Source organism: Aquibacillus salsiterrae (assembly GCF_028416595.1).
Classification (GTDB): domain Bacteria; phylum Bacillota; class Bacilli; order Bacillales; family Amphibacillaceae; genus Aquibacillus_A; species Aquibacillus_A salsiterrae.
On record NZ_JAMQKC010000003.1, the window covers coordinates 14518 to 38788 of the forward strand.

At 37.2% G+C, this 24271-nt stretch carries 25 protein-coding genes, 1 other RNA gene, 1 pseudogene and 1 riboswitch; of the genes and pseudogenes, 10 read left to right on the forward strand and 17 right to left on the reverse strand.

The genetic code is table 11. From position 1 onward, the window contains the following. The first annotated feature begins 279 nt into the window (after positions 1-279). A complete protein-coding gene (locus tag NC799_RS04735; protein WP_272445222.1) occupies positions 280-711 on the forward strand; it encodes a hypothetical protein in 432 nt (143 codons plus the stop codon). Positions 712-777: 66 nt separating this feature from the next. Here the strand turns inward: NC799_RS04735 and NC799_RS04740 are convergent, their stop codons facing one another. Further along, positions 778-1152: an rRNA methyltransferase gene (locus tag NC799_RS04740; protein WP_272445223.1), complete on the reverse strand. Its 375-nt coding sequence runs from the start codon at positions 1150-1152 to the stop codon at positions 778-780. A gap of 231 nt (positions 1153-1383) precedes the next feature. Here NC799_RS04740 and NC799_RS04745 point away from each other — a divergent pair, with 231 nt between their 5' ends. Then, positions 1384-4065 carry a UxaA family hydrolase gene (locus tag NC799_RS04745; protein WP_272445224.1) on the forward strand — a complete coding sequence of 894 codons (2682 nt, stop codon included), beginning with the start codon at positions 1384-1386 and terminating at the stop codon, positions 4063-4065. Between the two features lie 170 nt (positions 4066-4235). Here NC799_RS04745 and NC799_RS04750 read toward each other — a convergent pair whose 3' ends face one another. The 6 genes from NC799_RS04750 to NC799_RS04775 form a co-directional block, all read right to left on the reverse strand. After that, positions 4236-4616, reverse strand: coding sequence for a DUF6262 family protein (locus tag NC799_RS04750; RefSeq protein WP_272445225.1), 381 nt, complete (start codon positions 4614-4616; stop codon positions 4236-4238). Continuing rightward, a complete protein-coding gene (locus tag NC799_RS04755) occupies positions 4616-6610 on the reverse strand; it encodes a tyrosine-type recombinase/integrase (RefSeq protein ID WP_272445226.1) in 1995 nt (664 codons plus the stop codon). Before NC799_RS04755 ends, NC799_RS04750 begins: the two co-directional genes overlap by 1 nt. Continuing rightward, on the reverse strand, positions 6600-7727 hold the full coding sequence (locus tag NC799_RS04760) for a tyrosine-type recombinase/integrase (protein WP_272445227.1): 1128 nt from the start codon (positions 7725-7727) through the stop codon (positions 6600-6602). The genes NC799_RS04755 and NC799_RS04760 overlap by 11 nt, the downstream gene beginning before the upstream one ends. Positions 7728-7976: 249 nt before the next feature. Further along, positions 7977-8831 carry an MBL fold metallo-hydrolase gene (locus NC799_RS04765; protein WP_272445229.1) on the reverse strand — a complete coding sequence of 285 codons (855 nt, stop codon included), beginning with the start codon at positions 8829-8831 and terminating at the stop codon, positions 7977-7979. A 156-nt stretch (positions 8832-8987) separates the two neighbouring features. Beyond that, positions 8988-10232: a nickel pincer cofactor-dependent isomerase, group 22 gene (locus NC799_RS04770; protein ID WP_272445230.1), complete on the reverse strand. Its 1245-nt coding sequence runs from the start codon at positions 10230-10232 to the stop codon at positions 8988-8990. Positions 10233-10401: 169 nt separating this feature from the next. Beyond that, positions 10402-10632: a hypothetical protein gene (locus NC799_RS04775; protein WP_272445231.1), complete on the reverse strand. Its 231-nt coding sequence runs from the start codon at positions 10630-10632 to the stop codon at positions 10402-10404. Between the two features lie 260 nt (positions 10633-10892). On the opposite strand from NC799_RS04775, the gene NC799_RS18475 reads away from it, so the two are divergent. Further along, positions 10893-11057 carry a respiratory nitrate reductase subunit gamma gene (locus tag NC799_RS18475; protein WP_465248823.1) on the forward strand — a complete coding sequence of 55 codons (165 nt, stop codon included), beginning with the start codon at positions 10893-10895 and terminating at the stop codon, positions 11055-11057. Positions 11058-11560: 503 nt separating this feature from the next. Here the strand turns inward: NC799_RS18475 and NC799_RS04780 are convergent. Then, positions 11561-11825: pseudogene (locus tag NC799_RS04780) on the reverse strand (ABC-2 family transporter protein); the annotation flags it as partial. A 137-nt stretch (positions 11826-11962) separates the two neighbouring features. On the opposite strand from NC799_RS04780, the gene NC799_RS04785 reads away from it, so the two are divergent. After that, complete coding sequence (locus NC799_RS04785; protein ID WP_272445232.1) at positions 11963-12214, forward strand: DNA alkylation repair protein; 252 nt, start codon at positions 11963-11965, stop codon at positions 12212-12214. A gap of 55 nt (positions 12215-12269) precedes the next feature. Here NC799_RS04785 and NC799_RS04790 read toward each other — a convergent pair whose 3' ends face one another. Both NC799_RS04790 and NC799_RS04795 read right to left on the reverse strand, forming a co-directional pair. Beyond that, positions 12270-13103 carry a deoxyribonuclease IV gene (locus tag NC799_RS04790; protein ID WP_272445234.1) on the reverse strand — a complete coding sequence of 278 codons (834 nt, stop codon included), beginning with the start codon at positions 13101-13103 and terminating at the stop codon, positions 12270-12272. 20 nt (positions 13104-13123) lie between these two features. Then, positions 13124-13933, reverse strand: coding sequence for an Fpg/Nei family DNA glycosylase (locus NC799_RS04795; RefSeq protein ID WP_272445236.1), 810 nt, complete (start codon positions 13931-13933; stop codon positions 13124-13126). Positions 13934-14033: 100 nt separating this feature from the next. Between NC799_RS04795 and NC799_RS04800 the strand changes: the two genes are divergently transcribed. The 5 genes from NC799_RS04800 (at position 14034) to sda (ending at position 17930) form a co-directional block, all read left to right on the forward strand. Then, the gene (locus tag NC799_RS04800) at positions 14034-14954 is read left to right on the forward strand and encodes a nucleotidyltransferase domain-containing protein (RefSeq protein ID WP_272445237.1); all 921 of its coding nucleotides are present in this window, start codon (positions 14034-14036) and stop codon (positions 14952-14954) included. Positions 14955-15022: 68 nt separating this feature from the next. Next, positions 15023-15283, forward strand: a complete 261-nt coding sequence (locus NC799_RS04805) for a YqhV family protein (RefSeq protein ID WP_272445238.1) — start codon at positions 15023-15025, stop codon at positions 15281-15283. A 107-nt stretch (positions 15284-15390) separates the two neighbouring features. After that, positions 15391-16209: an ATP-grasp domain-containing protein gene (locus NC799_RS04810; RefSeq protein WP_272445239.1), complete on the forward strand. Its 819-nt coding sequence runs from the start codon at positions 15391-15393 to the stop codon at positions 16207-16209. A gap of 127 nt (positions 16210-16336) precedes the next feature. Further along, positions 16337-16521: riboswitch (Lysine riboswitch) on the forward strand. Between the two features lie 154 nt (positions 16522-16675). After that, the gene (gene dapA, locus NC799_RS04815) at positions 16676-17563 is read left to right on the forward strand and encodes a 4-hydroxy-tetrahydrodipicolinate synthase (protein WP_272445240.1); all 888 of its coding nucleotides are present in this window, start codon (positions 16676-16678) and stop codon (positions 17561-17563) included. 217 nt (positions 17564-17780) lie between these two features. Next, on the forward strand, positions 17781-17930 hold the full coding sequence (gene sda, locus NC799_RS04820) for a sporulation histidine kinase inhibitor Sda (protein ID WP_272445241.1): 150 nt from the start codon (positions 17781-17783) through the stop codon (positions 17928-17930). A 478-nt stretch (positions 17931-18408) separates the two neighbouring features. Here sda and NC799_RS04825 read toward each other — a convergent pair whose 3' ends face one another. The 3 genes from NC799_RS04825 to NC799_RS04835 form a co-directional block, all read right to left on the reverse strand. Further along, positions 18409-18660, reverse strand: a complete 252-nt coding sequence (locus NC799_RS04825) for a sporulation protein (RefSeq protein WP_272445242.1) — start codon at positions 18658-18660, stop codon at positions 18409-18411. Positions 18661-18745: 85 nt separating this feature from the next. Next, positions 18746-19882, reverse strand: a complete 1137-nt coding sequence (locus tag NC799_RS04830; RefSeq protein WP_272445243.1) for a M20 family metallopeptidase — start codon at positions 19880-19882, stop codon at positions 18746-18748. Between the two features lie 92 nt (positions 19883-19974). Beyond that, the gene (locus NC799_RS04835; RefSeq protein ID WP_272445244.1) at positions 19975-20862 is read right to left on the reverse strand and encodes a CvfB family protein; all 888 of its coding nucleotides are present in this window, start codon (positions 20860-20862) and stop codon (positions 19975-19977) included. Positions 20863-20964: 102 nt separating this feature from the next. On the opposite strand from NC799_RS04835, the gene NC799_RS04840 reads away from it, so the two are divergent. Beyond that, complete coding sequence (locus tag NC799_RS04840; protein ID WP_272445245.1) at positions 20965-21420, forward strand: YaiI/YqxD family protein; 456 nt, start codon at positions 20965-20967, stop codon at positions 21418-21420. A gap of 545 nt (positions 21421-21965) precedes the next feature. Here NC799_RS04840 and NC799_RS04845 read toward each other — a convergent pair. From NC799_RS04845 to ssrS, 4 genes are all read right to left on the reverse strand, one after another. Continuing rightward, positions 21966-22343, reverse strand: coding sequence for a hypothetical protein (locus NC799_RS04845; protein WP_272445246.1), 378 nt, complete (start codon positions 22341-22343; stop codon positions 21966-21968). A 505-nt stretch (positions 22344-22848) separates the two neighbouring features. Beyond that, a complete protein-coding gene (locus tag NC799_RS04850) occupies positions 22849-23421 on the reverse strand; it encodes a hypothetical protein (RefSeq protein WP_272445247.1) in 573 nt (190 codons plus the stop codon). Positions 23422-23435: 14 nt separating this feature from the next. Beyond that, positions 23436-24020 (reverse strand): hypothetical protein, encoded by a 585-nt coding sequence (locus NC799_RS04855; protein WP_272445248.1) that lies wholly within the window; start codon positions 24018-24020, stop codon positions 23436-23438. A 59-nt stretch (positions 24021-24079) separates the two neighbouring features. Then, positions 24080-24267: non-coding RNA, 6S RNA (ssrS, locus tag NC799_RS04860), on the reverse strand. Positions 24268-24271: the final 4 nt, after the last annotated feature.

The following is a 24271-nucleotide window of genomic DNA, read 5'->3' on the forward strand; positions in this document are numbered from 1 at the left end:
TGCTAGTTTCTAACCCTATTTCCGTTGAAGCCCACTCTTTACATAACCACCACATTGGTTCCCCTGTATTTCTATCGAAGATTTTGACTTTACTTTATTTCGATTTGTTTTAATGATTATCTCCTTTAAAAGCAGTAATTTATTCAGGATTCTTCACTATACCTACCTGGTATGCTTATACGTATTTTTCAGCAATATTTTTTAATTTTTCACGGATAGAATTTGTGTAAAAACATAATCTATGCCTGTTGCACGAAATAATTTATTGGGGGTATTGAAATGAACAACTCAAACAACTTTGGACAAAAAAGCTTTGCTGGTACGGATGGTCAAGAAGTTAGACGTAGAAACCAACAATCTTTTCAAGAAGGTCCAAATGGTGGTGCCGAACAACAATCTGTAACAAGCAGCCAAGCAATTTCTAATGGTCAATCCATGTCTACTGGCTCACAAAGTGGTTTTGCTGGCACAGATGCACAAGAAGTACGAAGCCAAAACCAACAATCGTTCCAAGCAGGACCGAATGGCGGTAATGGACAACAGTCATTCTCTAGTCAGCAACAATCATTCGGTACCAACCAAAATCAATACTCCAATAGTCAGTCGTTCACAAGTGCCAACGGTGTGGCAGGAACAGACGCTCAAGAAGTAAGACGTAAAAATGAACAGTCTTTCCAGTCAGGACCTAACGGCGGCGACCAACAACAATAAATTTCGCGTAACACTCCATAAAACCGTGTGGTGACTATCCACACGGTTTTTTTATTATTGCGTAACCTATATCTCCGTTCGATTTTTATAACTTCTATCTTTACTTTTTTTTATATCAATATAATCTACACTGAATTCAATCACGTCATTAATAAATAAATTATTTTTGGCAGCAAAGTTTTTAACTTCTTCTAACAACTCCTTGTCATAGGTTGTTTTGTACTGAATGCGATCTTTTGGCCTCAGTTGTTTATTAAATGTTATAACGTCAGCTGCTAAAACATGTTCGAGTCCAGTCTCCAGTAAATAATTGACATACGTATCGTTTTCCTGCGCAATGTCATGTAACTGGTCAAGTATTGCCTTACTAATGTTTGTCCTAAATTTAACCCTTGAGTGATCTGTTGTTTGAACTAATTTCCCATGGACTAGTTTCCACATGCGCTTCCCCCCTACCATATTTCAAACGAACAAAGCTATGCTTTCCTTCACGACAGTTTCCTCAATTCTATCTACGAATTATTTTAACATCCCTTCACCAAAAAAGGTTCCCTAAATCTCAGCGGTTTTTATTGTCGATGAGACATTTTTTCTTTCACCGTCAAAAAGTTATGGTAGAATGTTCTTATCCATTGAAAGCGCTTAATAAATTTTTTAAAAAGGGGTTTTAGGATGAAGTTACAATTTAAATTCGAAGAGGTTGCACGACTCCCTCTGCCTGGTGACAATGTTGCCATTGCTACTCGAAAACTTAGGGCAGGTACGATGATTACCTATCAAGGACAAGAACTAACGATAGATTATACTGTAATGGAAGGACATCGATTTGCTGTTAAAGCAATCCCTCCAGGTGATGCCCTCCTTTCCTTTGAATTACCGTTTGGTATAGCTAAACATCCAATCGAACCAGGGAATTATGTCATTAACCAGGGAGCGTTGGAAGCGCTGCAAGTACGGTCATTAGCTTTCCCACTACCAGAAGAACCAAATTTCACTGATCAAATGGAATCATTTATTTTAAATGAGGCAACATTTAAACCAGCTCCCCCACTTCCCACCCATGCCAATCCCCCAACCTTTATGGGCTATCGCAGGGAATTACGTGGGGTTGGTACTAGAAATACCATCGTTTTATTAGGAATCACGTCAAGAACAGGTAGTTATGTCAAGCAACTCGCGAATCAATTTAGACAAGAGATAAGCAATTATCCTCAAATTGATGGAGTTGTCCCCATTGCACATACAGAAGGAAGTACAGAGCATCCTAATAACTTATCATTACTGTTGCGCACGTTAGCTGGATTTATCGTTAACCCGAATGTTGGTGCCATTCTATTAGTTGGAGACAAACAAGAACCAGTCACCAATCAAATGGTCATCGATTATGCACGAAAGCACCACTACCCGATTGATGATGTCATTCACCATTCGTTCTTTTTAACAGGTGATTTTCAAGAAAGCCTCAAGGAGGGTGAACAAATTGTCCGAAATTGGTTACCGATTGTTAACGATATGAAACGCACACCAGAATCCATTAGCAACCTGAAGATTGCCCTACAGTGCGGGGGATCTGATGCTTTTTCGGGTATTTCAGCCAACCCCCTTCTTGGTTGGTTATCAAAGGAGATTGTTCGTTATGGAGGGGCTGCAAACTTAGCTGAAACAGATGAATTAATTGGCGCTGAACCTTACGTATTACAAAAAGTTCGGAATATCGAAACGGCACAGAAGTTTTTATCGCTTGTTGAACAATTTAAAGAACAATCTGCTTGGCATGGCGCAAATGCTGAAGGAAATCCTTCTGGTGGCAATAAATATCGGGGGTTGTATAATATTTTCCTTAAATCGATTGGAGCTGCCCGAAAAAAGGACCCGGACACTCGTTTAGATTATGTGATTGATTATGGTGAGCGTATGCAACCATCGGGATTTCATTTTATGGACAGTCCGGGGAATGATTTGGAAAGTGTGGCAGGTCAAGTGGCGTCTGGCTGTAATCTAATTTTTTTCACAACGGGTAATGGCTCGATAACCAATTTTCCTTTTGTCCCTACGTTAAAGGTTGTAACAACTTCGAAACGCTATCAATTATTATCGAAAGATATGGATATAAATGCAGGAGCATATCTAGATGGTATTTCGATGGATGAGTTAGGGAAAAATGCGCTCGCACTGACAGTAGAAACAGCTTCAGGGAAACGTAGCGTTGGTGAGAAGGCCGGTCATGTCCAGGTCCAGATTTGGCGAAACTGGCAGCAAACAGATGATTCAAACCTTGCTACCTTGCTCCATAAGCCAAAGCCATCCGGTGAACCGGTTCCAATAGACCAAACAACCGTAGCTTCTTTTCCTTTCAGCTTTTCAAAAAATCAGGATGGTTCCGTTGGATTGATTTTACCGACGAGCCTTTGTTCTGGTCAAGTAGGCAATTTGATTGCTAATCGTTTAAATGAACAAGCAATCGGCAAATCGAACGGCTTGTTACGATTTGTGTCCTTGGCCCATACAGAAGGATGTGGAAATTCGGCGGGAGATTCAGAAGAAACGTACACTCGAACAATGCTTAGCTATGTTACCCATCCATTGGTCAAGTCTTGTCTATTATTAGAGCATGGATGTGAAAAAACACATAATGATTATATGAAAAATAAGATGACAGAGCTCGGGATTAACCAACATCAGTTAGGATTTGCCAGTATTCAAGGTGATGGCGGGATTGACAAAGTAACGAAAAAGGTCGAAGCTTGGTTTGATAAACAACTAGAACGTTCTAAGCCAAGTAAAAAGACAGCAATTGGGTTAGAAGGACTAAACATTGGATTACTTATCGATGGGCCTATGACAAACAAAGCGGCAGAACAACTTTCAACCCTTACCAAACTGATTGTTAAACAAGGCGGGCTGACTGTTGTCCCGGAAAACAGTCCACTTCTCTTGGAAGAAGGGTACCTGAATCATTTGCTTTCGGACAAAACTGTCTCCCCTTCGTTATCCTACGGTGAGCATGTGAATAAAAATGGGTTTCATATTATGGAGACACCAACGACTCATTGGGTCGAGACGATTACTGGACTCGCTGCCACAGGTGTAGAGTTAATGATTGTCTTAACGAATGACCGACCCTTGCAAACCCATCCGTTTGTTCCGATGCTACAGATGACAACATCGGAAACCATCAATGAGAAAAACGGCAATGATTTAGATCTGTTTCTTACTGGAGATCCAACTACTTGGATTGCTGCTATATTAAACCGATGTAAAGATACGTTGGAGTACAGGTACACTCCAAAGTTATTCAAGCATGGAAACATTGATTTTCAATTAACGAGAGGATTCCTTGGAGTGTCTTTGTAAACGAAGTAAAAGATTACATGCCAAATGCCAAGCCCGGATGCCACAGAAAAAGCACCCTGTTCGAAATCAAGACTAAAAAAATAAAAATGTACAAAAAATCAGGGTTCTCACGTTATGTATATATACACAACGAGAGAACTCTTTTTTCAAGTTTTACGCAGAGTAGGTTTTTAAAAACTTTCGTATAGTTTTCCGTTAACCTTTTTAATTTCCTCTTTTAATTGCTTGTTTTCTTTCTCTAAATCTCGAATACGTTCTTGAAACACTTGGATTAAACTATCTTTGCTCTCGTCATTCATATTTCTTTTTATATTCTTTGGAGATGTCACTTCCTGTTGTTTTTGACGAATAATTTCAATCCTATTTCTTATCTCAGGTTGGTTGTAAAGGTAAGACTTGGAAACTTCTGCTGCAGTGGCAACAGTATTGAAGTTGATTCGTTCTTTCTGACTAATTAATTGTTTTATCGCTTGGTCAACTTTTTCAGCGGTTTCCTTTTTCTTCTGTTTGGCAAATGCAACTACCGCATCCGTATTCCTTTTGTGTTTCATTATATCACTACACTTTCTTTTCCCTTTTGAGCTTGTAAGAGCGTTTTTCTAGCACTGTCGCCACGATGCATTTTCCCTTCGTTAAGTTGATCCCTAATCTTCGTCAGATTTGTCAATTGCTCTTTTGTCTTTTCGTTGTATATAGGGTATTGTTTCGTCATTTCTATATGCTCTTCAATTTTTTCAATTTCCCTCTCAAAGTCAGGAAGATTTTCGGGTGTTGTACAAAAGTTTGGGCATGTTAAACAAGGTGTTACTACATAGGGACACCCCTCTTTCTTAGACGCTAAACAATAGCCTAAAGGAACCCGAACCGCCTCTATGTTACTCCGAATGTATTCCCAATGAATCAGGTCATCATCTAAATTCATTTCCGATACTCTTGCGTCCCCAAGATCAACTCGTAAGAGCGGTCCCTTTTTTTCCTGTGCCTTTTCCCACTCTTTTCTAAGTGTATCATCCGCAATTTTGGCATACATTAATGTCATTTCTGGTGAGGCATGCGCAAACCATTTCATAATATGAGTTAAATTCATCCCAAGGTTAATTAATTCCACGCCCTTTGTATGTCGGAAGGCATGATTTCCAAAATGATAAGTTTCTCCGTTTTGATCAACAATGTTGTATCTTGTAGCCCAACGGTTTAATGCATTTTGTATGCTTGCTCCTGTGAAAGGCTTACCTCTACGTTTCCCTTTTGTGCGAACAAATAAATACCCTTCGGGATTGTTTTCCTTTGTCGATTTGTCTTCTGTTTGTTTGATTATGAATTGAATAATCTTTGCTATTTCCCTATCTATAGGAACACGATGGTTTTTCACATCTGTTTTGGGAATATCCCCTTGTAAATAATATCCTTTGTTCGTGGTTATCAAACAATTTTGGAACCGAAGGTTTAAAATATCACTAATTCGCCAGCCAGTAGCCATGAGTAACATTACAATAGGAATATATTCCTTTTCATTATCATCCATCGGTGGGGTTATTTCCAATGGGTTCAGTTTTATAAGAAGTTCCAATTGATTCATGACGGTTTCAGGAATATATTTGATTTGATTTTCATTCTGTTTTGATATCTTGGGAAAATCTTCCTTGAAAAACAACGTACTTATAAACTTTAAAGGGGATTCGGAACGCTCAGAGCGCTGAAGATACTCTAAAAAGTTTTTTACTGATGAAAGCAGCTTATATTTATAACTTGCGCTTAACGATGCATTTTTTTTGTTAAAGTAAATGAAATATTTTTCAACGTCCTGTCTTTTTAATTGGTTGAAATCCTTCCAATCTGGATAATTTTTATAAATGAAATCTATATAACAACTAATTCCTCTAAGTTGCTCGGCAAGTTTACCTTGACTTAAATATGTTAAGGCGAACATACAATAGTCTTTTACAATTTGGCGGAATAAGGGAGGGATTTTTTCAAATGAAATCAGATAACTGGTTTTGTTTATTGTGTACCTGGCGTTCGGTATCTTTCGCAGATCCCATACATCTTTCTCTACCTCATCCCTTGTATCGTAGAAGTGTGATAAAAACTTAAAAATTGAATTGAAAGTAGTGATAGGAGCAGTATTATAACCGTCTTTGTTCGTTATTCTGATACCTGTGTTTGTCAAAGTAGTTTTGTATTTCATCAAGCCCTGGGTGTAGGGTATGTCTACTAAACTTTCAATTCTAGGATAATATTTCTCCAAAAATAGATTTAGCTGCCCAAGTGAAGATGAATAGTTTAACATCGTACTAAGGGATAGACTCTCATTCACTAATTGGTTAGCGAAGAAGAATTTGACCTCATCCCGAATTGAAACGGGTAAGGACGAAAAGGTTATTCTTTTTAGCAATCCGGTCCAAGAATCGCCACCACCATATTTTTCAAAAAGGGGGTCTGTTACATCCCATACATCATTATCCAAATATCCTTGTAATTGCCCACGAATGATCGCCATTTTCTCAGTTGTTACACTAGGTCGATAGGCAGTTCTAGTCATCATTTTTCTTCTCCCATAATTGTTTTTGTTCCATGGCATTTTCCCAATCCTTCCGTATATCCTCGTCAGAAGGGTGAACATACATTTGAATAGTTGTCTGCACATGGGCGTGCCCTGCCCGCTTTTGAAGAGTTTCTGGGCGCATTTCCCCTGTCTTCCATAACTCCGTTATATTAGTATGACGCAACATATGAGGTGTCGCATCTATTCCAGTTTTAAATTTAAGACGGGTGAAAAGTGCTTGTACGGCTTGATAGTCAAGGGGAAACCCCTTTTGTTTGCCCATAAGTTTTATGAAAACAAAATTAGTATCAACCTCATCTGTATGGCTATCTAAAATATAAGCTCGATAAAGGTTAGCCAGTTCACTTGATATATCAAGTGTACGAGGACTACATACGGTCTTAATTTCTGCCTCGTTAATGAGTTCCCCACGATCACATATAGTGACTTTCTTTGCCGCTGGAAGAACATCAGAAAGATGGAGTGATAGAGCTTCACCAATCCGCATGCCTGTCTCATAGAGAAGGGCCAGTAAAAATTTATCCCTTATATTCTGACATGCATAAACCAATATTTGTACTTGTTCTGCTGTCATTACTTTTAACTTTTCCTTTGGTTCTTTTAGTCTCAATATCTTATAACTTTTTGTCTTATTGTTAAGGGTATGGTGAAGAAATCCCTTGAAGTTACTACGAGAAGCAAGTATTTGCCTTTTCAGTCGATCAGATAAATCCAATGCATGGTCTTCATGCCTCATAAGATAATCATAAAAGGCATAGACTTTGTCTAAATAGATATTAATAGTACGGGCTTTTCTCTTTTTGGTATCAATCGGGGATATGCTGGTCACCTTTACATCCCGATAGGGATTTTGAAGCCACCTAATAAATTCCGCCATATCATCAATTCCGATGTCTCTGTAATCTGCCTTCTTTTGCTCTAGAAACTCAAAAAATAATTTCAATGCATAACTGTAGGAGCGTAATGTATTTCTAGCAGAACCTGTGTTGTCTTTATATTTTAGGAACTTAACAACAGGTTTTACAAATTCCCCATTTTGGTCTACAAGTAAATATCTCTTTTTATTACCGGAGGTAATAATCTCTTGAACCCTCATATTAAAAATTCCCCCTAATGTGATTAGAACTCACCTTCGTATCTTACTTTAAATACTTTGTTATTTGAATAGTGTTTTATTGCCAATTAAGTAAAATAAAAAGGGATAAACCCTACGTAAAATACGTTAAGGTCTATCCCTAATTATAGTATTGTTTTTATTATGGACGACATTCCTTTTCTGTGGCTCCCTTTAGGTTAGCGGCTTTTTGTTGATTATAAAATCGTTTTAGGGTTTCAGCCAATACTTTTAATGCTTTTTGTTTACATACTTCCCATAGTCTGGAATGGCTAATTGATCAAACAATTGAACGAGCCTATCTAAACTCCTAGTTAGTTCTTCGCCAGACATTGGCAAACCATGACCAGTGACAGCGAGGATTGGCTTAAGTTTAGCTAATTTTTCAACCGAGTCCCAGGCGCTTTTCCAGTCTGTAGTCAAATACCTTGGCGGACCGTTTATTTCTTTCTCTTGGGTAAAAACCTTATAAAGTGAATCCTGTTTTACCGTTACAAAAGCATCCCCGGCAATCAACGTTCGATCTGAATCTCTAAACAAAGAGATATGCCCTGGTGAATGACCGGGTGTATGAATCCATTTAAATTCTGGCAAATAAGGGACAGTTCCATCAGCAGGTAGCTTCTCCACGTGTGTTCCAATATTAATTGGCTCATTCGGGAACAATGGAGATAATTTCGCTACCAATCCGCCCTCCACCGATCCATCCGGCTTAGGATATCGGAGTTCCCCTGTTAAAAAAGGGATTTCAAACTTATGGGCATACACCGGAACGTTCCAATGGTCTATTAATTCAATAATGGACCCGACGTGGTCAAAGTGACCATGAGTTAAAATAATTGCCTTTGGCCTACTATTTCGACCGTAATATTTTTCAGTTACGGAAATAATTTCGTCAGCTGCATGTGTCATCCCAGCATCAATCAGTACAAATTCATTCGTTTTTGGATTTCCGATGAACACAATATTAACTATCTGTATCGTATGGCAAATAACATCAGGAAGAACTTTCGCACTTACACCACTACCAACTGATGTTGCTGGGATAAATTTATAATCTTCTCCATAATTCATATCATGATCCATAGGGATGTTTCTCCTTTTCATCTTAGTCAACTACTATTTTCCCTTAAAGATGAATCGCTATCCGCTATGGAACATTTTTTGGTAGGATCATAAATCTTTTGTTAATTACTTGTTCAATAAGACTAATTTTCCAATAGCATTGTAACCTAATGTTGTCTATTCCAAATTATCTTCAACGTTATATGTCAATGGGTGCAGATTTTCTATCACTTTAATTCCTTCTAAATTCTTTATTTCTTCCAATATGCTCTCAGAAACAATGACTTGCTCAATATGTAGTGTATTTTTTATTCGCATAAATCGAATTTTATCCTTAGGTATGCCCCATGACCCCCTTAGTGCTGCTTCCATTGCCTGTTTGTCATTATCTAAGACAATCGGAATTTTAGCTCGATCTAAAAAGCTACTCGTTATCACATTTTCATTCATCGTTTTAAAATCAATCTTGTCAAATAGTCTGCTTGTTGTTAAGTCTGCTAAACCTATACCTAGAGCATTTCCATGAGAGGCATCACTTAAGTCAGCCGCAATGATATACTTTATGTCCGGTTTAAAGTCATCTGTTTCACCAAGAATTCTGAGCCGTCCGATGATATTTGTATCCATTCCGGTTCCGCTATAATTCTTGCCAATCTCATCTACAAATAAGATATCTATCTTGTCCGTTGGTAACTTTGGCATATAAGCTTTTGCTTTCTCAAGTAGCTCTTTCTCCCGTTTGACAATTTCATTTTGGGGGATAGCTTCAATGATGGCTGTTTGGTCATAGCCATTTTCTACAATTCCAATGCCAAACAAGACGTTTCCCTTTTCAATAACAAATTGTCCAACCGTAGGCATGATGTCACGAATTCCGTGGACGCCATACGTATGAATGGTTTGAGCTTGTTTGTGATTACCGTGTCCTATTGCAGCCATTTTGACTAAACCACTTTCATAACTACCATGGAAATCGGTATGAGACTTGATCCGGTTCACGAGAATAACACCGTCTGCTGTAGTATTTGTAAGTTTGTCTTGATATACAGGTATCCCCTCAGAAGTTTTACCAAGTTCAACTACATCCATATCAGAGCAAATCGGCATTTCACAATATTCTTCTGTCACCCCTAATGCGTGCAAAACGTCGACTTGTCCTGCTGCAGTGGCTCCACCATGACTACCCATTGCTGGAACGATAAAGGCATCTGCACCAAGAGTTTTCACTTGTTTTCCAATTTCTTTAATGATTAAAGCCATATTCGAAATGCCACGACTGCCTGCCGTAATCGCGATCTTCATACCTGGTTTGATTAACGTTTTAATTTGATCTTTACAAACCTCTCTTTGAACAGTTGTTGGAATATCCGAAACACGATCTGAGACAAACGTTTGTTCAATTTTAGCTACCTTTATTTCCACTATAGCCCCTCCTCTTATTAACGCTTACAATTGGTAAACAATATGGATACCTTGTTACAAATCTTAATTGTTTTCTCTATTATATACCTTTTCTTGTCTGTCTCGAAAATTTTGCAACAATAATTATTTTACCATCATTTATAAAAAAATCGATTCATCATCGGTTAGACTACTCCCCATCCCCATCCCCACCGTCAAAATCAGTACCGCTGTCGTCTTCAACAAAATCAGTTGCTTTTTCTACATAAGAAGACATAATCGTTTCGTGTTTATCCTCTGTATCTTGGTCCATAAAGTTTGAAAACGAGTAGGTTTTTATCAACGTCACTTTTGACTTTATAAATAAAATCACCAAAATAAAAAGCAGAATTAACACACCAAGTAACAAAATCATGTCCATCCAATGTTCCTCCCTTATCTGCTTGTTAATCACTTTATCCAATCATATGACAAGTGAAAAGTAATAATCATCGGCTGGGAAAGAAACTCGATGGATTTTGAAATGAATAAAGTTTACATAATAATATTACTGAAAACAGATGCGGGTTAAGGGAAAACCCCTACATACGATAAGAAAAGCACAGGGCGCCTTGCCCCCCCGCTTTCATAGCTTTAAGTACAGGAATTACGCAAGGGATTAATCACACAGTAATTGAATGAATGATTGACCTTTTCCTTTTTAATTTCGAGGGTATCGAATTTTTATTCACAGCTCCTATACTTGTTAAGATTCATATGCTTAACTTCTGTTTTCTACTAATCTTGTTACCTTTCACAAAATATATCAAATTCATGACTATCCAAATAAAAATGAAGGAGAGCTGACAACGATCAACTCTCCTTCGATTATTTAAGGGACATCCAGGAACACTCATGCTGTTGATGGTTTCCCAAAGCCTTCTATATAAATCGGACTAGTATCATATTTTTATTTTAAAAAATTAGTAGTCAATTTCTTAATACCAGTACTTAGACAAGATTTAGCTCCCATATAATTATTAACATAAGAAAAGCGCAAGTCGCGCCCGGAGCTAGACTGCTCTTGGATTTTTTTATCCTCCCTTATCTTTTAAGAAAGGATGATTCCTTTGAAAGAAATTGACTTACAAGCTATTGTTTTTGTAAGTACTTCTGTAGTTCAAGAAATGTGGTTTTATTGGGGGCTTCCAACCATCTATTATTGGGACACCAAACAGAAATTGAAATGAATAGGCCACTCTTTTGAAGTAGGAGTGAGCAATGAAACATTACTCTCTCCTATTTGTTGACTCGTTAACGTCCAACCAGCGGCTCCTTAGATTTGACTCTAATTGTTCCATGGTGCGTGCCACAGGTGTTAAAAATGCATAGATATACAAACCTTCTTTTACCTAGAAAATAGGCAGAAGGATATACACCAGCAAATGCAAAAGGTAAAATCCATGTTAACACAAAGCGGATCACTTTATTATAAATGTCTACCGGATAGCGCCCATAGTTACCAATGTTGTACATCATGGGCATGATACTAGTTTTACTATCAGACCAAAAGCTAATGCATGCAATTAAAACAAAGATTCCTCCATACACGAATACACCGCCAAGAACTAGAACGTATTGAAGAAAATATCTGCGTAATTAATGTCCTCCATTATCCTCCTTGCACAATTAGTTGTTTTTTAACAACTAGCCACAATAGCTTGTATAGTTATTCTAATCGAGGAGATAATAAAGAAGAGGAGGTGTATATGATGACAAATCCATATCTTTGTCCAAACTGTAAAACAAATCGTTCTAGGTTCAATATTATTGAACAAGTTGCCAAACCAGTTAAATTAGATCCACAGTCTGGTGAAATTACCAACGATTATTCGAATGGTACGTTAGATATGTTCCACACACCTTATAACGGACCAACCCAAAAAGTCCAATGTGGGGCTTGTGGGTTAATTGAAGATGAACAACAATTTATTAAATATGCTGAAAGAAATCCCAGAAAATAAAAGAGCACAGAAAGTTAGTGCTCTTTTTTTGATGTAAGGCTTTTCTCCGTTTTACTCACCCGAATTTTTCATATAAGTGTGCAATCTCTTCCTCATGTTTAATCCCTTCGTCATCGGGCGTTTCTAAAATAAATGGAACATCTCTGAACGTAGGCTGCAAAATAAATGATTTGAGTTGTTTCTCTTTAATATACCCGTTAACAAACAGGTTAGCGTGTCGATCCTTACCAGATTCGGTAGCATACTTGGAATTATTTAAATGAATTGCTTCTAAATGATTAAAAAAAGAAAGCTCTTCCCCTTTTGCTATAAATTCGTCCAGGTTATCACCATTCCACAACCCACTTGAAAATGCATGGCATGTATCAAGACAAAACCCAATCTTTTCAGGATTATCCGTTAGTTTTCTGATTTGGACCAACTCCTCCATTGTTGTGCCCATGGAGCCTGGCGTGCCAGCAGTATTCTCTAACAAAATTTTACAACTACCATCCCAAACAGATAGAACTTGGTTAAGAGCATCAATCATTACTTTATAGCTTTCCACCCGGTTCAAAGATTCCATCTGCTTACCAAAATGAACAACAACCCCTATCGATCCACATGCATTTGATATATCTAAGTCGTTTAGTAGGGAATCGATTACCTGTTGTCGTTTTTCCTTCGTAGCCGTGAGGTTGGTAGGATAGGGGGAATGAGAAATGGATACCAGGTTGTTCTCCTCGGAAATTTTTCTGCATGCTAGCGTATCCTGCTTATTAAACTCTTTTACGGATAGAGCTCTAGGGTTTTTGGGGAAATATTGAAACGCTAAAGCCCCCATTTCAATCGCCCGCAATGCCGCACCTGAATATCCTTCTTTAATGCTTACATGACTTCCAAATCGCATAAAAAACGCTCCTACATCCTTTATGATTGACATTCTGTACAATAGAAAGACTTTCTTGAAGAAATCTCATCTCTAATTATCGTGTTTCCACACCGTTTACACGGATTTCCTTCCAGTTTATACACATTAAAATGGTTAAGAAATCCACCTGTTTTATTATCTCCCTTATACAAAGGCTCATCCATATAGCCTCCTAAGTTGACAGCTCTTTCTAAGACAGCTTTTATCGAGTGATAAAATTGGATGCGTTCCTGATCAACTAAATCAGCAACCTTTTTGGTTGGTAGAAATTTCGCATCCCAGCAGATTTCATCCGAATACCTGTTTCCAATCCCGGCTAAAAAGTGTTGATCAACCAAACTCGTTTTCAATACTCCCCTTTTTTCAACTAGTTTTGCTAAAAAAGCATCAAGGGAGAAATTAATATCTAATGGTTCTGGCCCTAAATCATCCAGCTCATCCTTTAACTCTGCTTTTTTCAGTAAATGTAAATATCCTAGTCTTAGTCCAATGAAATGTAAACTATTGTCACCAAATTCCAATCGCACTTGAACCGTTCGATCAGGCTTATCGTGCTCCGAACCGTAAAACATCCAACCACCTAACATCAAATGTAATAGAAGTGTTTCCCCATTCTTAAGATTAAATAGTAAGTGTTTTGCTCTACGTTCAATCGACTCAATCGTTTGATGCTTAACCCGATCAATAAATTCCTCAGTCTTCATGTTGATCGATTTTTCCCGGTTTATTTCTACATCTGTTATTTCCTTTCCCTTGATTAGCTCATGTAGTAAGCGCTTATAATTCTCCATCTCTGGTAGCTCAGGCATATGCTCATTCACCCTTTTTGTCCTTTTAGTAGTATCATTTCCAATTAGAAGGAAAAAATGTTACTACTGAAACATTCCATTAAAGAAAAGGGTGACACATTTGTCTTATACTATTCAAGAGCTCCAACCACACACAATTTATCAAGTCGTCACAGGTTCACAAAGCTACGGACTCGCCACACCTCATAGTGATATTGATCAAAAAGCTATCGTCATCCTTCCGCTTCAACAGTTATTTACTTTGAATAAGGAATGGGAGACACAAACCTTTCATCAACCAGATATCGAATTCCATTCCTTAAAAAAAGCAATGAATTTATTTCTTGCGCAGAATCCAACCATGCTGGAATTGCTTTTTGTCCCAGAGGAGATGATTATCAAACAAACGACTCAAGGTGAAATTTTACGCAAACATCGTCAGCTTTTTTTGTCCAAAAAGTGCTACTACTCTTTTGCAGGTTATGCCAAAGATCAATTAACAAGAATTAAATCAGGCCTCGAGAAAACTAATGAAACAGCCTCACGGTTTACTACAGACAACGTTAAAAAAAGGTTAGAAACATGTCTTAGTAATCAGGCCAAGGGATTTACAATAAAGAATATTTATCTAACCCAAAATGGCATTCCAGGTGTTGAGCTATCCGTTTCCACCAATCAAATCACCCTTTCTCAATTGCATAAAATAACGACAAGTCTTTCCAACCTTCTTCGTGCAAACACAAACAAGCAAAAAGCGAAGATGCCGCCCTCAAAATTATCAAAACATGCCATGCATTTGTTTCGATTACTGCACATGGCAATCGAACTATTAGAAACGGGAGAATTAATTGTAAATAGAGAAAAAGACAAAGAATTCTTGCTTGCGATTAAAAACGGGGAATTCAGATGGGAAGAGCTGTTTGTGAAGGCAGATCGTCTCATGCAACGCTTAGAGATGTCTAAAACTACTAGTCGGTTACAAGAGACGCCGCCAACAGAAGAAATTAACCGATTGTACCAGCAACTTATGACTAGGGAATAATTAGGCTCGTCTCAATCCCTCTCCTTTTGCATATATATATCGTATAAGAAAAGACGAGGGGGGATACCATGGATAAAGCCATTCTCGGGATGGCCCTGTTAAGACTGTTATCGGGCACGATAGAAATTAGTGCAGCATTTTTAATTTTTAAAATACATCAAGTCGATAAAGCATTATTGATTAATAGTTCTTTAGCCATTGTTGGTCCATTAATTCTTATTATCACCACTTCGATTGGTCTACTAAGTATTGCTGCTGATATATCTTACGTGAAAATTATATGGATTTTTGTCGGGATTATCTGCATCTTTTACGGCGTGTCTAAATAACTAATACAGGTACGTTGTTGCTGGATGAAAAAAAGCTTGACGTTATGCATGTTCCCAACTAAAATAATCTCATTTGGAAGATTATTTTTTGAGGAGCAACTAATGAAATGCTAAACCTTATTTCATTCAACCCTTTCCGAACAATCGGGATTCCGGGTATTAAATACATTAAACCTGAACACAGTTTTAAAGACATAGAGATTATCCGTCAGGCAGATGTTTTGTTGTTTCCTGAAAACTGGCAAACTACTTTTCTAGCATATGGATTAAAAAAACCTCTATTCCCAAGCATCGAATCGATTCAATTAGGCTTTAGTAAAATTGAAATGACGCGTGCCCTTTGGTCAGTCGCTAAGCAACATGTTCCCTATACTGAAATATTGGCAAACACGGAACAAAATCGAGCTAACATTCTTGAAACCTTCCCTTTTCCATTTGTTTTAAAAGATGCCCGAAATTCGATGGGGAAAGGTGTATTTTTAATCGAAAATGAAAAAGATTTTCGTTTACATGCGACAATGTTAGATGTATTATACGTGCAAGAATATTTACCGAACGATGGCAAGGATTTACGGGTCTGTGTCGTTGGGGATGAGGTTGTTGCCGCCTATTGGCGAGTCGGAGAAGAAGGCGCTTTTCTTCACAATGTTGCACAAGGTGGGGAACTTTGTTTTGACTTTATACCACAAGATGCACTTGACTTAGTGTTGCGTGTGGCTAAGGCATTAAATATAAACCATGCTGGATTTGATGTGGTGTTCTCAAATGGAAATGCTTATATTCTAGAGTTTAATGTTTTATTCGGAAATCATGGCATCCGCGAACAAGGAATCGCCCTTGAAGCAAAAATCTACGAATATCTGTTAAAAACGATGGAACCACCATACCCAACTGCACCACTAACTCCTTTAAAAGGAATTTCTTAACCTTGGTAACTGATTGGCAAATGGATAAAAATTCTTGATAAATTTTGGTTATGCCATTGCATGGACTTTTAATGTCTGATATAGTTTAAGAAACAATTATATATGCTTTACTTCAATAAATCATTGAAGTGAGGATAGAGGTGCAAAGACCATCAGTAAGTAACCGGAAGATAATGAGATCTAATAATGGTTACTGAAAGGGGAATTTGCCGAAGTGATAAGAATCTCATTATTCTGGTCACTGGTTCTGTATTGAATAAGTACAGGGCTGTCATATAGCTATACGTTGCTATATGGAGGGCTATCTCATGCATCATAATGAAGTTCGGTACATTGATGCAACAACGAGCCCTCGTTGTTGCATTTTTGTTTTCTTACATCTTTCGTTGTGATGAGATACCCTCTATTCATACTTTCTGTCTGAATTGTTGTATTTTTGTTAAAACTATGAATAGAGGTGATGACAATGAATTTTGGTCGTGTAATTACAGCAATGGTAACGCCTTTTGACCAAAATGGAAACATTGATTATGACAAAACAGAGGTACTTATTAATCATTTATTAGCAAATGGAACGGATGCATTAGTAGTAGCAGGAACTACGGGAGAATCCCCTACCCTGTCAAAAGAAGAGGTCCTTTCGTTGTTTAAGTTTGTTGTAAAGGTAGTTAAAAACCGGGTTCCAATTATAGCCGGTACAGGCTCGAATAATACAAGCGGCTCCATTGAACTAACGAAACAGGCGGAAACAATTGGTGTAGATGGAGTAATGCTCGTTACACCATATTATAACAAGCCATCCCAAGAAGGTATGTACCAACATTTTAAGGCAATTGCTGATGCTACTAGCCTTCCAGTCATGTTATATAATATTCCGGGAAGATCTGTTGTTGGATTAGAACCTGAGACTATTATCCAGCTCTCCCAAATAGATAACATCGTGTCTGTTAAGGAAGCAAGTGGTAATTTAGATGCGATAACAAAGATTATTAGTGAAACAAGTGAATCTTTTTCTGTCTATAGCGGAGACGATAGTATGACATTACCAATTTTATCTATTGGCGGTACCGGAGTTGTATCTGTTTCCTCACATATTATCGGTAATGATATGAAGCAAATGATCCAATGTTACTTAAACGGTGATACGAAACAGGCTGCTAGAATTCACCAAAGTCTATTACCGGTAATCAAAGTGTTATTCATGGCACCTAATCCTACTGCAGTTAAAGAAGGTTTAGCTATTGCTGGTATTGATGTTGGTAGTGTCCGACTTCCATTAATTCCTTTAAATAAAGAAGAAAAACAAACGTTAGAGCATACCCTACGATTTCTAATAAAGTATAATGCCGTATAAATGTGAAAAAGTAGATTCCTAAGGGATCTACTTTTTTTAACAGATAAGAAAAAATCCAATAGCTGTCTAGCTCCATGCGCTTTTCCTTATCCTTTTCTTTTAGTAGATATTACTTTTTAAAATTTTCATACTATCTATACAAATTCGTTTTACAACACGTGTTTAATGTTGTATATTAATTTAGTATGAAAAGTGAAGGAAAAGGAGTTTATTAAAAATGATTAATCTAGATAACCATTCACTAATGGAAGCTTATTATAGTGCTTTGGAATTAGATTTGGACACAGAATTTATTGAAATGCTTAAGAAGGAACTGGAAGCTAGAAATTTAGTGGTTTTGAAAAGACAGTTATCTAGCATAAAATAGGTTTATCTCCTCTTTAACTATCTATTTAACTACGTCCTCAAAAGTTAAACATCCTTTTCATTCAGACATCAACCAACTTTTGAACTAATGCTTTCTTTTTTATTCATGAATGATCGATAGCTTCATCCTCCGCTGAGCAATCCTTAATATTTCAAGCCAATTCTTTAAACCATCTAAATTATTGAATATGTTAATGTTTACTATCTCATACGCATTCAATGGTTGTTGCTAGCCCCCCTTTTATTACAATTTTGGTTTTGAACATCTTTTTAGTCCTTCGTCACATCATATTAGAAATTAGAAACTTACAAACCTTTGATCACTATTGCAAGTGTAGCAATCACTTTCTTCTTCACCTTCACTAAAGCACGAAAAGCTAGTCCCCGAAAGGACTAGCTTTTCACCTAAAGGTTAATTTATTGTATATATAGTTTGTTATGTCTATGCTACACTAGATTCGTGTGATAATCAACAATAGTTAATAAAGCAGTTCATAAACCTCATTTAATTGATAGCCTCTCTCATGGTCTCCCGCTTGGTTCGCATGGTGCATTTCCTTCAGTAAAATTTGTCGTAACATTTGCACATCACCTTGACTTAATTCTTCGACAAATTGACGTTCGGAACGGTAATCATTCGCTTCTATTTTGTGATCAATATGTTGGACGGCCTTATTTTCTTCTGTGTAATTGGATAAAACCTCATGAAGATATGCAATGGATTGGTCCATTTCCTACACCCTTTCTTGTCTGCTTTACAAAGAGTAGGATGGATTTCTTCCGATGATATTATACGAAAGATAACAATCTTTTTGCTTATTTTTCCGATAACCGTTGAATTGTTTCTGCAAGTAATTGGGTTCGCGGGATGAGTGATTCTAGGTCCAAATACTCTTTGTCACTGTGAGCATTTCCCCCGACAGGTCCAAGGCCGTCTATCGTTGCAATTCCAAGTGCTGCTGGAAACGAAGCATCTGAACCGCCACCAGTCGCTGTGTCGTGTATGTCAACACCAATCATGTCCCCAACTTCTTTAATGACCGATAAAAGCTTTTCCGTCTTTTCCGTCTTTTTCATTGGTGGTCTATTCATGTGCCCCTGTAACGAAACAGTTGTTCCATTGACATCGGTTGTGGCGCAGATTTTCTCCAATTCTTGTTTTAACAACTTCAACTGTTCCATTTCCGAAATACGAATGTCAATTTTGGCTATCGCATGGTCCGACACAATATTTACTGCCGAGCCACCTTCTATCACACCAACATTGACATGAATGCCATGTTCTGGATCGGACAATTTATGCAATTGAATAACTTTATGCGCTAACTCTTCAATAGCACTTCTTCCCTTTTCCGGTTCAATGCCAGAATGAGCAGCCTTGCCATGGATTTCAAGTGTGTAACTTCCATTACCTCTTCGGGATGTAACGAGAAATCCATTTTTGCGAGCTGGTTCCATTACTAATGCATACTTTTTTCCTTGCGCAAATTGTTCGATTAACCGGCGGGAGGTTACAGAACCAACTTCTTCATCGCTATTGATGAAAATTTGTACATTTTTAACACCACTTAAATTAAATTGGAGCAAAGCAACCATAGCATAATACAAAGAAACAAGACTGCCCTTCATATCGATTACGCCAGGTCCATATGCTTTGTTACCCTCTATACGAAAAGGGCGTTCCTTTACAGTACCTTTCGGAAACACAGTATCCATATGTGCTAAAATTATTATTTTTGGGTCAATGGCATCTCGATGTCTAATACGTAAATGATTTCCGTAATCTTCTTGTGCGTATTCATCAACAACAAAGCCTTGCTGTTCAAAAAGCTCTTTCAGTAATCTTCCTATTTTATCAACACCGGCTTTATCATGGCTTCCACTATCAATATTGACCAGTTCTTCAAGTAATCGAAGCATCTCCTTCTGGTGGTCCTCTAAAAATCTTATCATTGTTTGTCCCCTGACCTTTAAACATCAGCTATATTTTTATTATATAAAATGATACTATAGCTTCGACATAATATCCATATAATTATGCATACTTACGTTTGGCTAGAGGATAAGAAAGTTTTTCCATCACGTTGTTCTACCTGTTTTTCTTTCATTAATTTCCCTAATGCTCGTTTAAACGCAGACTTACTGATATGAAAAGCTGCTTCAATTTCTTCTGGAGTGCTTTTGTCATTCAAGGACATGACTCCGTCGTTGTTTTGAATAAATTCTAAGATTAGTTCCGCGTCTTCCCCTCTTCTCTCCTGCTTAAGTGGCAATAAGGAAAGGTTAAGTGTCCCGTCGTCCTTTACCTTGATCACTCTTCCCTCAACCCATTCACCTAATCGTAAGTCTTGATTGCGTTCGGAATGATGAATAAAACCGCGATAACCTTCTTCGGTTATAATAACAGCACCTTCTTTACTCGATCGAAAAACTCGTCCAGCAATGGGTTGGTTAAACAGCGACTCGGGAGCTTTTGGCCAATCATCGCCAAAATCACTTTCTCTGACCGGCTCAGCAATTAACTTCCCTTTCTTATCGGTTCCTAAAGCAACATAAAGCATATCACCTACGTTAGGCCAAACCTTTTCTAACATTGGTAAATCATCATTTGAAACTAACACTTCCTTGGTCATCCCAATATCAACAAAGACTCCAAGACCCTTGACTACCTCTACTACCTCTGCCCAGTCAAACGAATCGAATCCTACAGTCGGAATACTTGTTGTTGCAACAAGATTCCCTTTTTTATCGTGGTATAAAAACACTTCAATTTCTTGTTCTTCATTTAATGGTTGGGCTGTATCGTTATGATGGAGTAGCACTTCCTTTTCTCCATTGGATAAAACGTAACCTGTGTCTATTTTTCTCAATACTTTAAGATTATGTATCGTTCCTACCTTGAGCTCATTCACTTGTTCATCATCGCCTTCCATTTCTCTTTTATCAAATCCACTGAAATATGATAACCTAATAATATTGTTATCACATTGATAATAACTAAAACATGAAATTACCTCAACTTAAAGGAGCACATTATGAAAATTTATGTTGATGCAGACGCGTGTCCCGTTAAACAGGAAATTATAGCAGAAGCAAGTCTTTATCAATTAGAAGTTGTCTTCGTTAAGAGTTTCTCACACTTTTCATCAGAACCTGACCCAGACGGGGTAAAATCCATTTATGTAGATGCTGGTGCAGATGCAGCAGACTATCGAATCATGAAACTTGCTGATAAAGAGGATATTATTGTCACTCAAGACTATGGATTAGCTTCCTTAGCATTGGGTAAAGGATGTACCGTTATTCACCACAAAGGCTTTCAATATCAACCTGAAACAATCGATCAGTTATTACTCACTCGTCATTTCAGTGCAAAGGCAAGACGAAGTGGCGAGAAAACAAAAGGCCCAAAACCGTTTACCGATCATGATCGCGAACAGTTCCAACAAGTCTTTCACCATTTATTACAGCATGTAGTTGAACAGGAATAAGGGACATGGGGACAGGATTCGTGTCCCTTTTTTCATGAGTGAAATAGGTAGATATTTTTATTAAGGCTTGCATGTAGGCATGGCTTGTATCTCGTTTATTTTATAAGTATCGGTTATTGGAAATATGAATCACCATAAACCTCATCAATTAAGAGATTCTGTTTTGAGTATGTGTTTTTCAATGGCCTTGGACAGGATCATTGTCCCAAAATCGAACCTGAATCAGCGAACGACTATTGACATTTTTTGGCACACCCACGTCTAGCTTCAGTACTTTTGTTCTTTGAAAGTAGGAATGAATTTTATTTGATCTGCCTTATACCTATTATCTTTCAAACCGTAACTGATTTGAAGTTCACCTAAATAACCGCCAACAGGTGCTATTGATGCGCTAACACTTGCAATTAGTTTATTATTTTTAATTTCGTACTTTAAAATAGATCAAAAACTGATTTTTGAATAGAGGTGTGAAGCATCAATTCCAAGTTGTTTGATATCTATCTTTGTGGTTTCACCTTCTAGTGCGTGTTCAAAAAGTCGACGAATTAGAAGCAAGCAGGTCGAGGCGGTGCAGTTCTGAGGACCGGAATGTAGGCTTTCCCTACATGAGGACCGGAAGAACAAACCAACGAAGAGATGCGTAGCTTATAATTGGTGACTTTTTGAACAACCTCTTCTACTGTAATAACTGCTTCTGATTTGGTTAATTCTGTTGCTACATTCTTTTTTGCAATGGTAACAGGATCCTCCACACGTATTTCTTTTATTTGGCCGCCGCCATCCCTATGAAACACATGAACTTCTTGTATTAATACACCACTTCCACTACCTGTAGTTAAAATCACAATTATTTCTTCATTTTCATCTCTATTTATATCACTAAAGGATAACTCCGGGTAGTAGGTTGGATTATTTACATTCATCCATTCTGGAAAGCTTTGGACACCTCGTATATAATACCAAGGAGGCTTTTTTTGTTCAAACCTCAAATTTCTTTATTACAGGAATGCTCCTTTATTATTTATTTCCTAACTCTATTTTAGAACTAAAAGGCTATTCTAAGTAAATACTTAAAATAGCACCTAATACTAATAATTTAAATAATAAACGTTGTTATGATAACCTACGTTACTTGATGTTGGAGTTACTGAGATACTAGCAGGTCCATACCCAATACTATGCTATAGCTACCACCAGATGATGTGTCATGCACATATGCTATAACGATTTTATTAACTGGATCATACTCGTTATCTATGTCTACTTGATAGTAAAAATGACCTTTTATATAGATTGGAAAATCAGGAGTGCCTAAAGCTTGAAAAATCAAGCTCCTGTTCGGTCTAGCATGTTTATATAAAACACAGTTTTATTCATAGATTTTCTAGCTTACTTCAACATAATCTTATTGACTTTTTGGGTCAATGTCTAGTGAATTGTAGCGGTTTCTAGTCCAATAACTATTGCAACTGCTTTTTTATCCTCATTTAAAAATGCTAGTTGATAGTTTTCTGGATTAAGTAATATTTCTTTTTGAGTATTATTTACTGAATTTCTAGTTACTATACTTTGCTTAATTGATATAGTATTATTGTTAACTAATAGATTATTTATATCCCCATCAATAAACAAGGGCTCACGCTTAAGTATAAATTGGCTTAAGTTATAATCATCAGCAACCTCAGCAAAAGTAAAGTAAATCGGTTTCTCTGTATTTAAGAGTGCATCCTTTAAATAATTTGATAACTCAATGTCTATTTGGAGTTCAATTTGTTCTCCCTTATCAACTATATTTAGTTTTGATGTTTTTAAATTAACGTTATTTATTTCTTCCATATAGTCATTAATAGAATAAAATTTCCTATCATTGTTCATACTCTCAGAAATCGATTCGGTTCTAGTTTCACCATCATCTAAAGCAGTTTGAAAATTAGAAGCATCGGCACATCCAAATAAGATAATGACAAGAAAAATAATACATGATATAACGCTTTTCACCATAATTAGACCTCGTTTCAACTACTTGGACATGTACCATAATAATTCATAGAATTCTTGTCTGCGTATTCCATTCTAGAATAATCTGCGTCTACAAGAGTTCTTTCGTACGCAATACCTCTGCTATATTTTACAATTTCTCCATTAGTTTTAACAGCTTTTGAACCAGCATCAATTTTAGTTATAGTATCTCCGGGAATGTTCCATGTATAGGAAACTGAATCCTCCGTATCTACTCCTAAACTGGCTTCTGCACTATAGCCTACAGTTCCTGTAACAATACCAAAGTTAGCTTCGGCTTCAGAATCTACTCCTAATGAAAAATCGGCCCATATTCTCCGATTAACAGTTCTAGATACTTGATCAGAAATGCTACTGTCATTGCATATCTCTGTTTTCCATTTTGATGCTTTGTAAAGTGTTGTACTGGTCTCTGTTGCTGAGGCAACATTTAAGAGGGACATGGGGACAGGATTCGTATCCCTTTTTTTAGGAGTGAAATAGGTAGATGTCAAAGATCTTTCCCTGTTATATTTACATATTTTCAAAAACAACCATTTCATATTTCGCTCAAAAAAACGGGACACCTTTCCTGTCCCCATGTCCCACCTTAACAATAAAAAACCAGTCCCATTAATTGGAACTGGTTTTATTCGTTACGAAGTGAGCCACCATTGCCGTAACTTTGTGTAATAAAGTTTTAAACCACCACTCCTCAAAGTGGGTGTTTGCAGAAACGTTCCTGTCTTCCACTCGTAATGGAGGCTTGACATTCCGGTTTCGATATAAAACTCCCTATTACAGTTTAAAGGTTAAAACTTATTAGAATTACGAACAACGTAGCCTGTATTTA

Excerpts from the sequence above, each read along its gene's own strand:
- NC799_RS04845 (WP_272445246.1), bottom strand. The coding sequence starts at position 22,343 with ATGAATGTAAATAATCCAACCTACTACCCGGAGTTATCCTTTAGTGAT.
- NC799_RS04755 (WP_272445226.1), bottom strand. The coding sequence starts at position 6,610 with ATGATGACTAGAACTGCCTATCGACCTAGTGTAACAACTGAGAAAATG.
- NC799_RS04785 (WP_272445232.1), top strand. The coding sequence starts at position 11,963 with ATGACAAATCCATATCTTTGTCCAAACTGTAAAACAAATCGTTCTAGG.
- NC799_RS04735 (WP_272445222.1), top strand. The coding sequence starts at position 280 with ATGAACAACTCAAACAACTTTGGACAAAAAAGCTTTGCTGGTACGGAT.
- sda (WP_272445241.1), top strand. The coding sequence starts at position 17,781 with ATGATTAATCTAGATAACCATTCACTAATGGAAGCTTATTATAGTGCT.
- NC799_RS04750 (WP_272445225.1), bottom strand. The coding sequence starts at position 4,616 with ATGAAACACAAAAGGAATACGGATGCGGTAGTTGCATTTGCCAAACAG.
- NC799_RS18475 (WP_465248823.1), top strand. The coding sequence starts at position 10,893 with ATGATTGACCTTTTCCTTTTTAATTTCGAGGGTATCGAATTTTTATTC.
- NC799_RS04855 (WP_272445248.1), bottom strand. The coding sequence starts at position 24,020 with ATGGGGACAGGAAAGGTGTCCCGTTTTTTTGAGCGAAATATGAAATGG.
- NC799_RS04810 (WP_272445239.1), top strand. The coding sequence starts at position 15,391 with ATGCTAAACCTTATTTCATTCAACCCTTTCCGAACAATCGGGATTCCG.
- NC799_RS04775 (WP_272445231.1), bottom strand. The coding sequence starts at position 10,632 with ATGGACATGATTTTGTTACTTGGTGTGTTAATTCTGCTTTTTATTTTG.
- NC799_RS04840 (WP_272445245.1), top strand. The coding sequence starts at position 20,965 with ATGAAAATTTATGTTGATGCAGACGCGTGTCCCGTTAAACAGGAAATT.
- NC799_RS04760 (WP_272445227.1), bottom strand. The coding sequence starts at position 7,727 with ATGAGGGTTCAAGAGATTATTACCTCCGGTAATAAAAAGAGATATTTA.
- NC799_RS04835 (WP_272445244.1), bottom strand. The coding sequence starts at position 20,862 with ATGGAAGGCGATGATGAACAAGTGAATGAGCTCAAGGTAGGAACGATA.
- NC799_RS04745 (WP_272445224.1), top strand. The coding sequence starts at position 1,384 with ATGAAGTTACAATTTAAATTCGAAGAGGTTGCACGACTCCCTCTGCCT.
- NC799_RS04805 (WP_272445238.1), top strand. The coding sequence starts at position 15,023 with ATGGATAAAGCCATTCTCGGGATGGCCCTGTTAAGACTGTTATCGGGC.
- NC799_RS04765 (WP_272445229.1), bottom strand. The coding sequence starts at position 8,831 with ATGGATCATGATATGAATTATGGAGAAGATTATAAATTTATCCCAGCA.
- NC799_RS04850 (WP_272445247.1), bottom strand. The coding sequence starts at position 23,421 with ATGGTGAAAAGCGTTATATCATGTATTATTTTTCTTGTCATTATCTTA.
- NC799_RS04825 (WP_272445242.1), bottom strand. The coding sequence starts at position 18,660 with ATGGACCAATCCATTGCATATCTTCATGAGGTTTTATCCAATTACACA.
- NC799_RS04795 (WP_272445236.1), bottom strand. The coding sequence starts at position 13,933 with ATGCCTGAGCTACCAGAGATGGAGAATTATAAGCGCTTACTACATGAG.
- NC799_RS04790 (WP_272445234.1), bottom strand. The coding sequence starts at position 13,103 with ATGCGATTTGGAAGTCATGTAAGCATTAAAGAAGGATATTCAGGTGCG.
- dapA (WP_272445240.1), top strand. The coding sequence starts at position 16,676 with ATGAATTTTGGTCGTGTAATTACAGCAATGGTAACGCCTTTTGACCAA.
- NC799_RS04740 (WP_272445223.1), bottom strand. The coding sequence starts at position 1,152 with ATGTGGAAACTAGTCCATGGGAAATTAGTTCAAACAACAGATCACTCA.
- NC799_RS04830 (WP_272445243.1), bottom strand. The coding sequence starts at position 19,882 with ATGATAAGATTTTTAGAGGACCACCAGAAGGAGATGCTTCGATTACTT.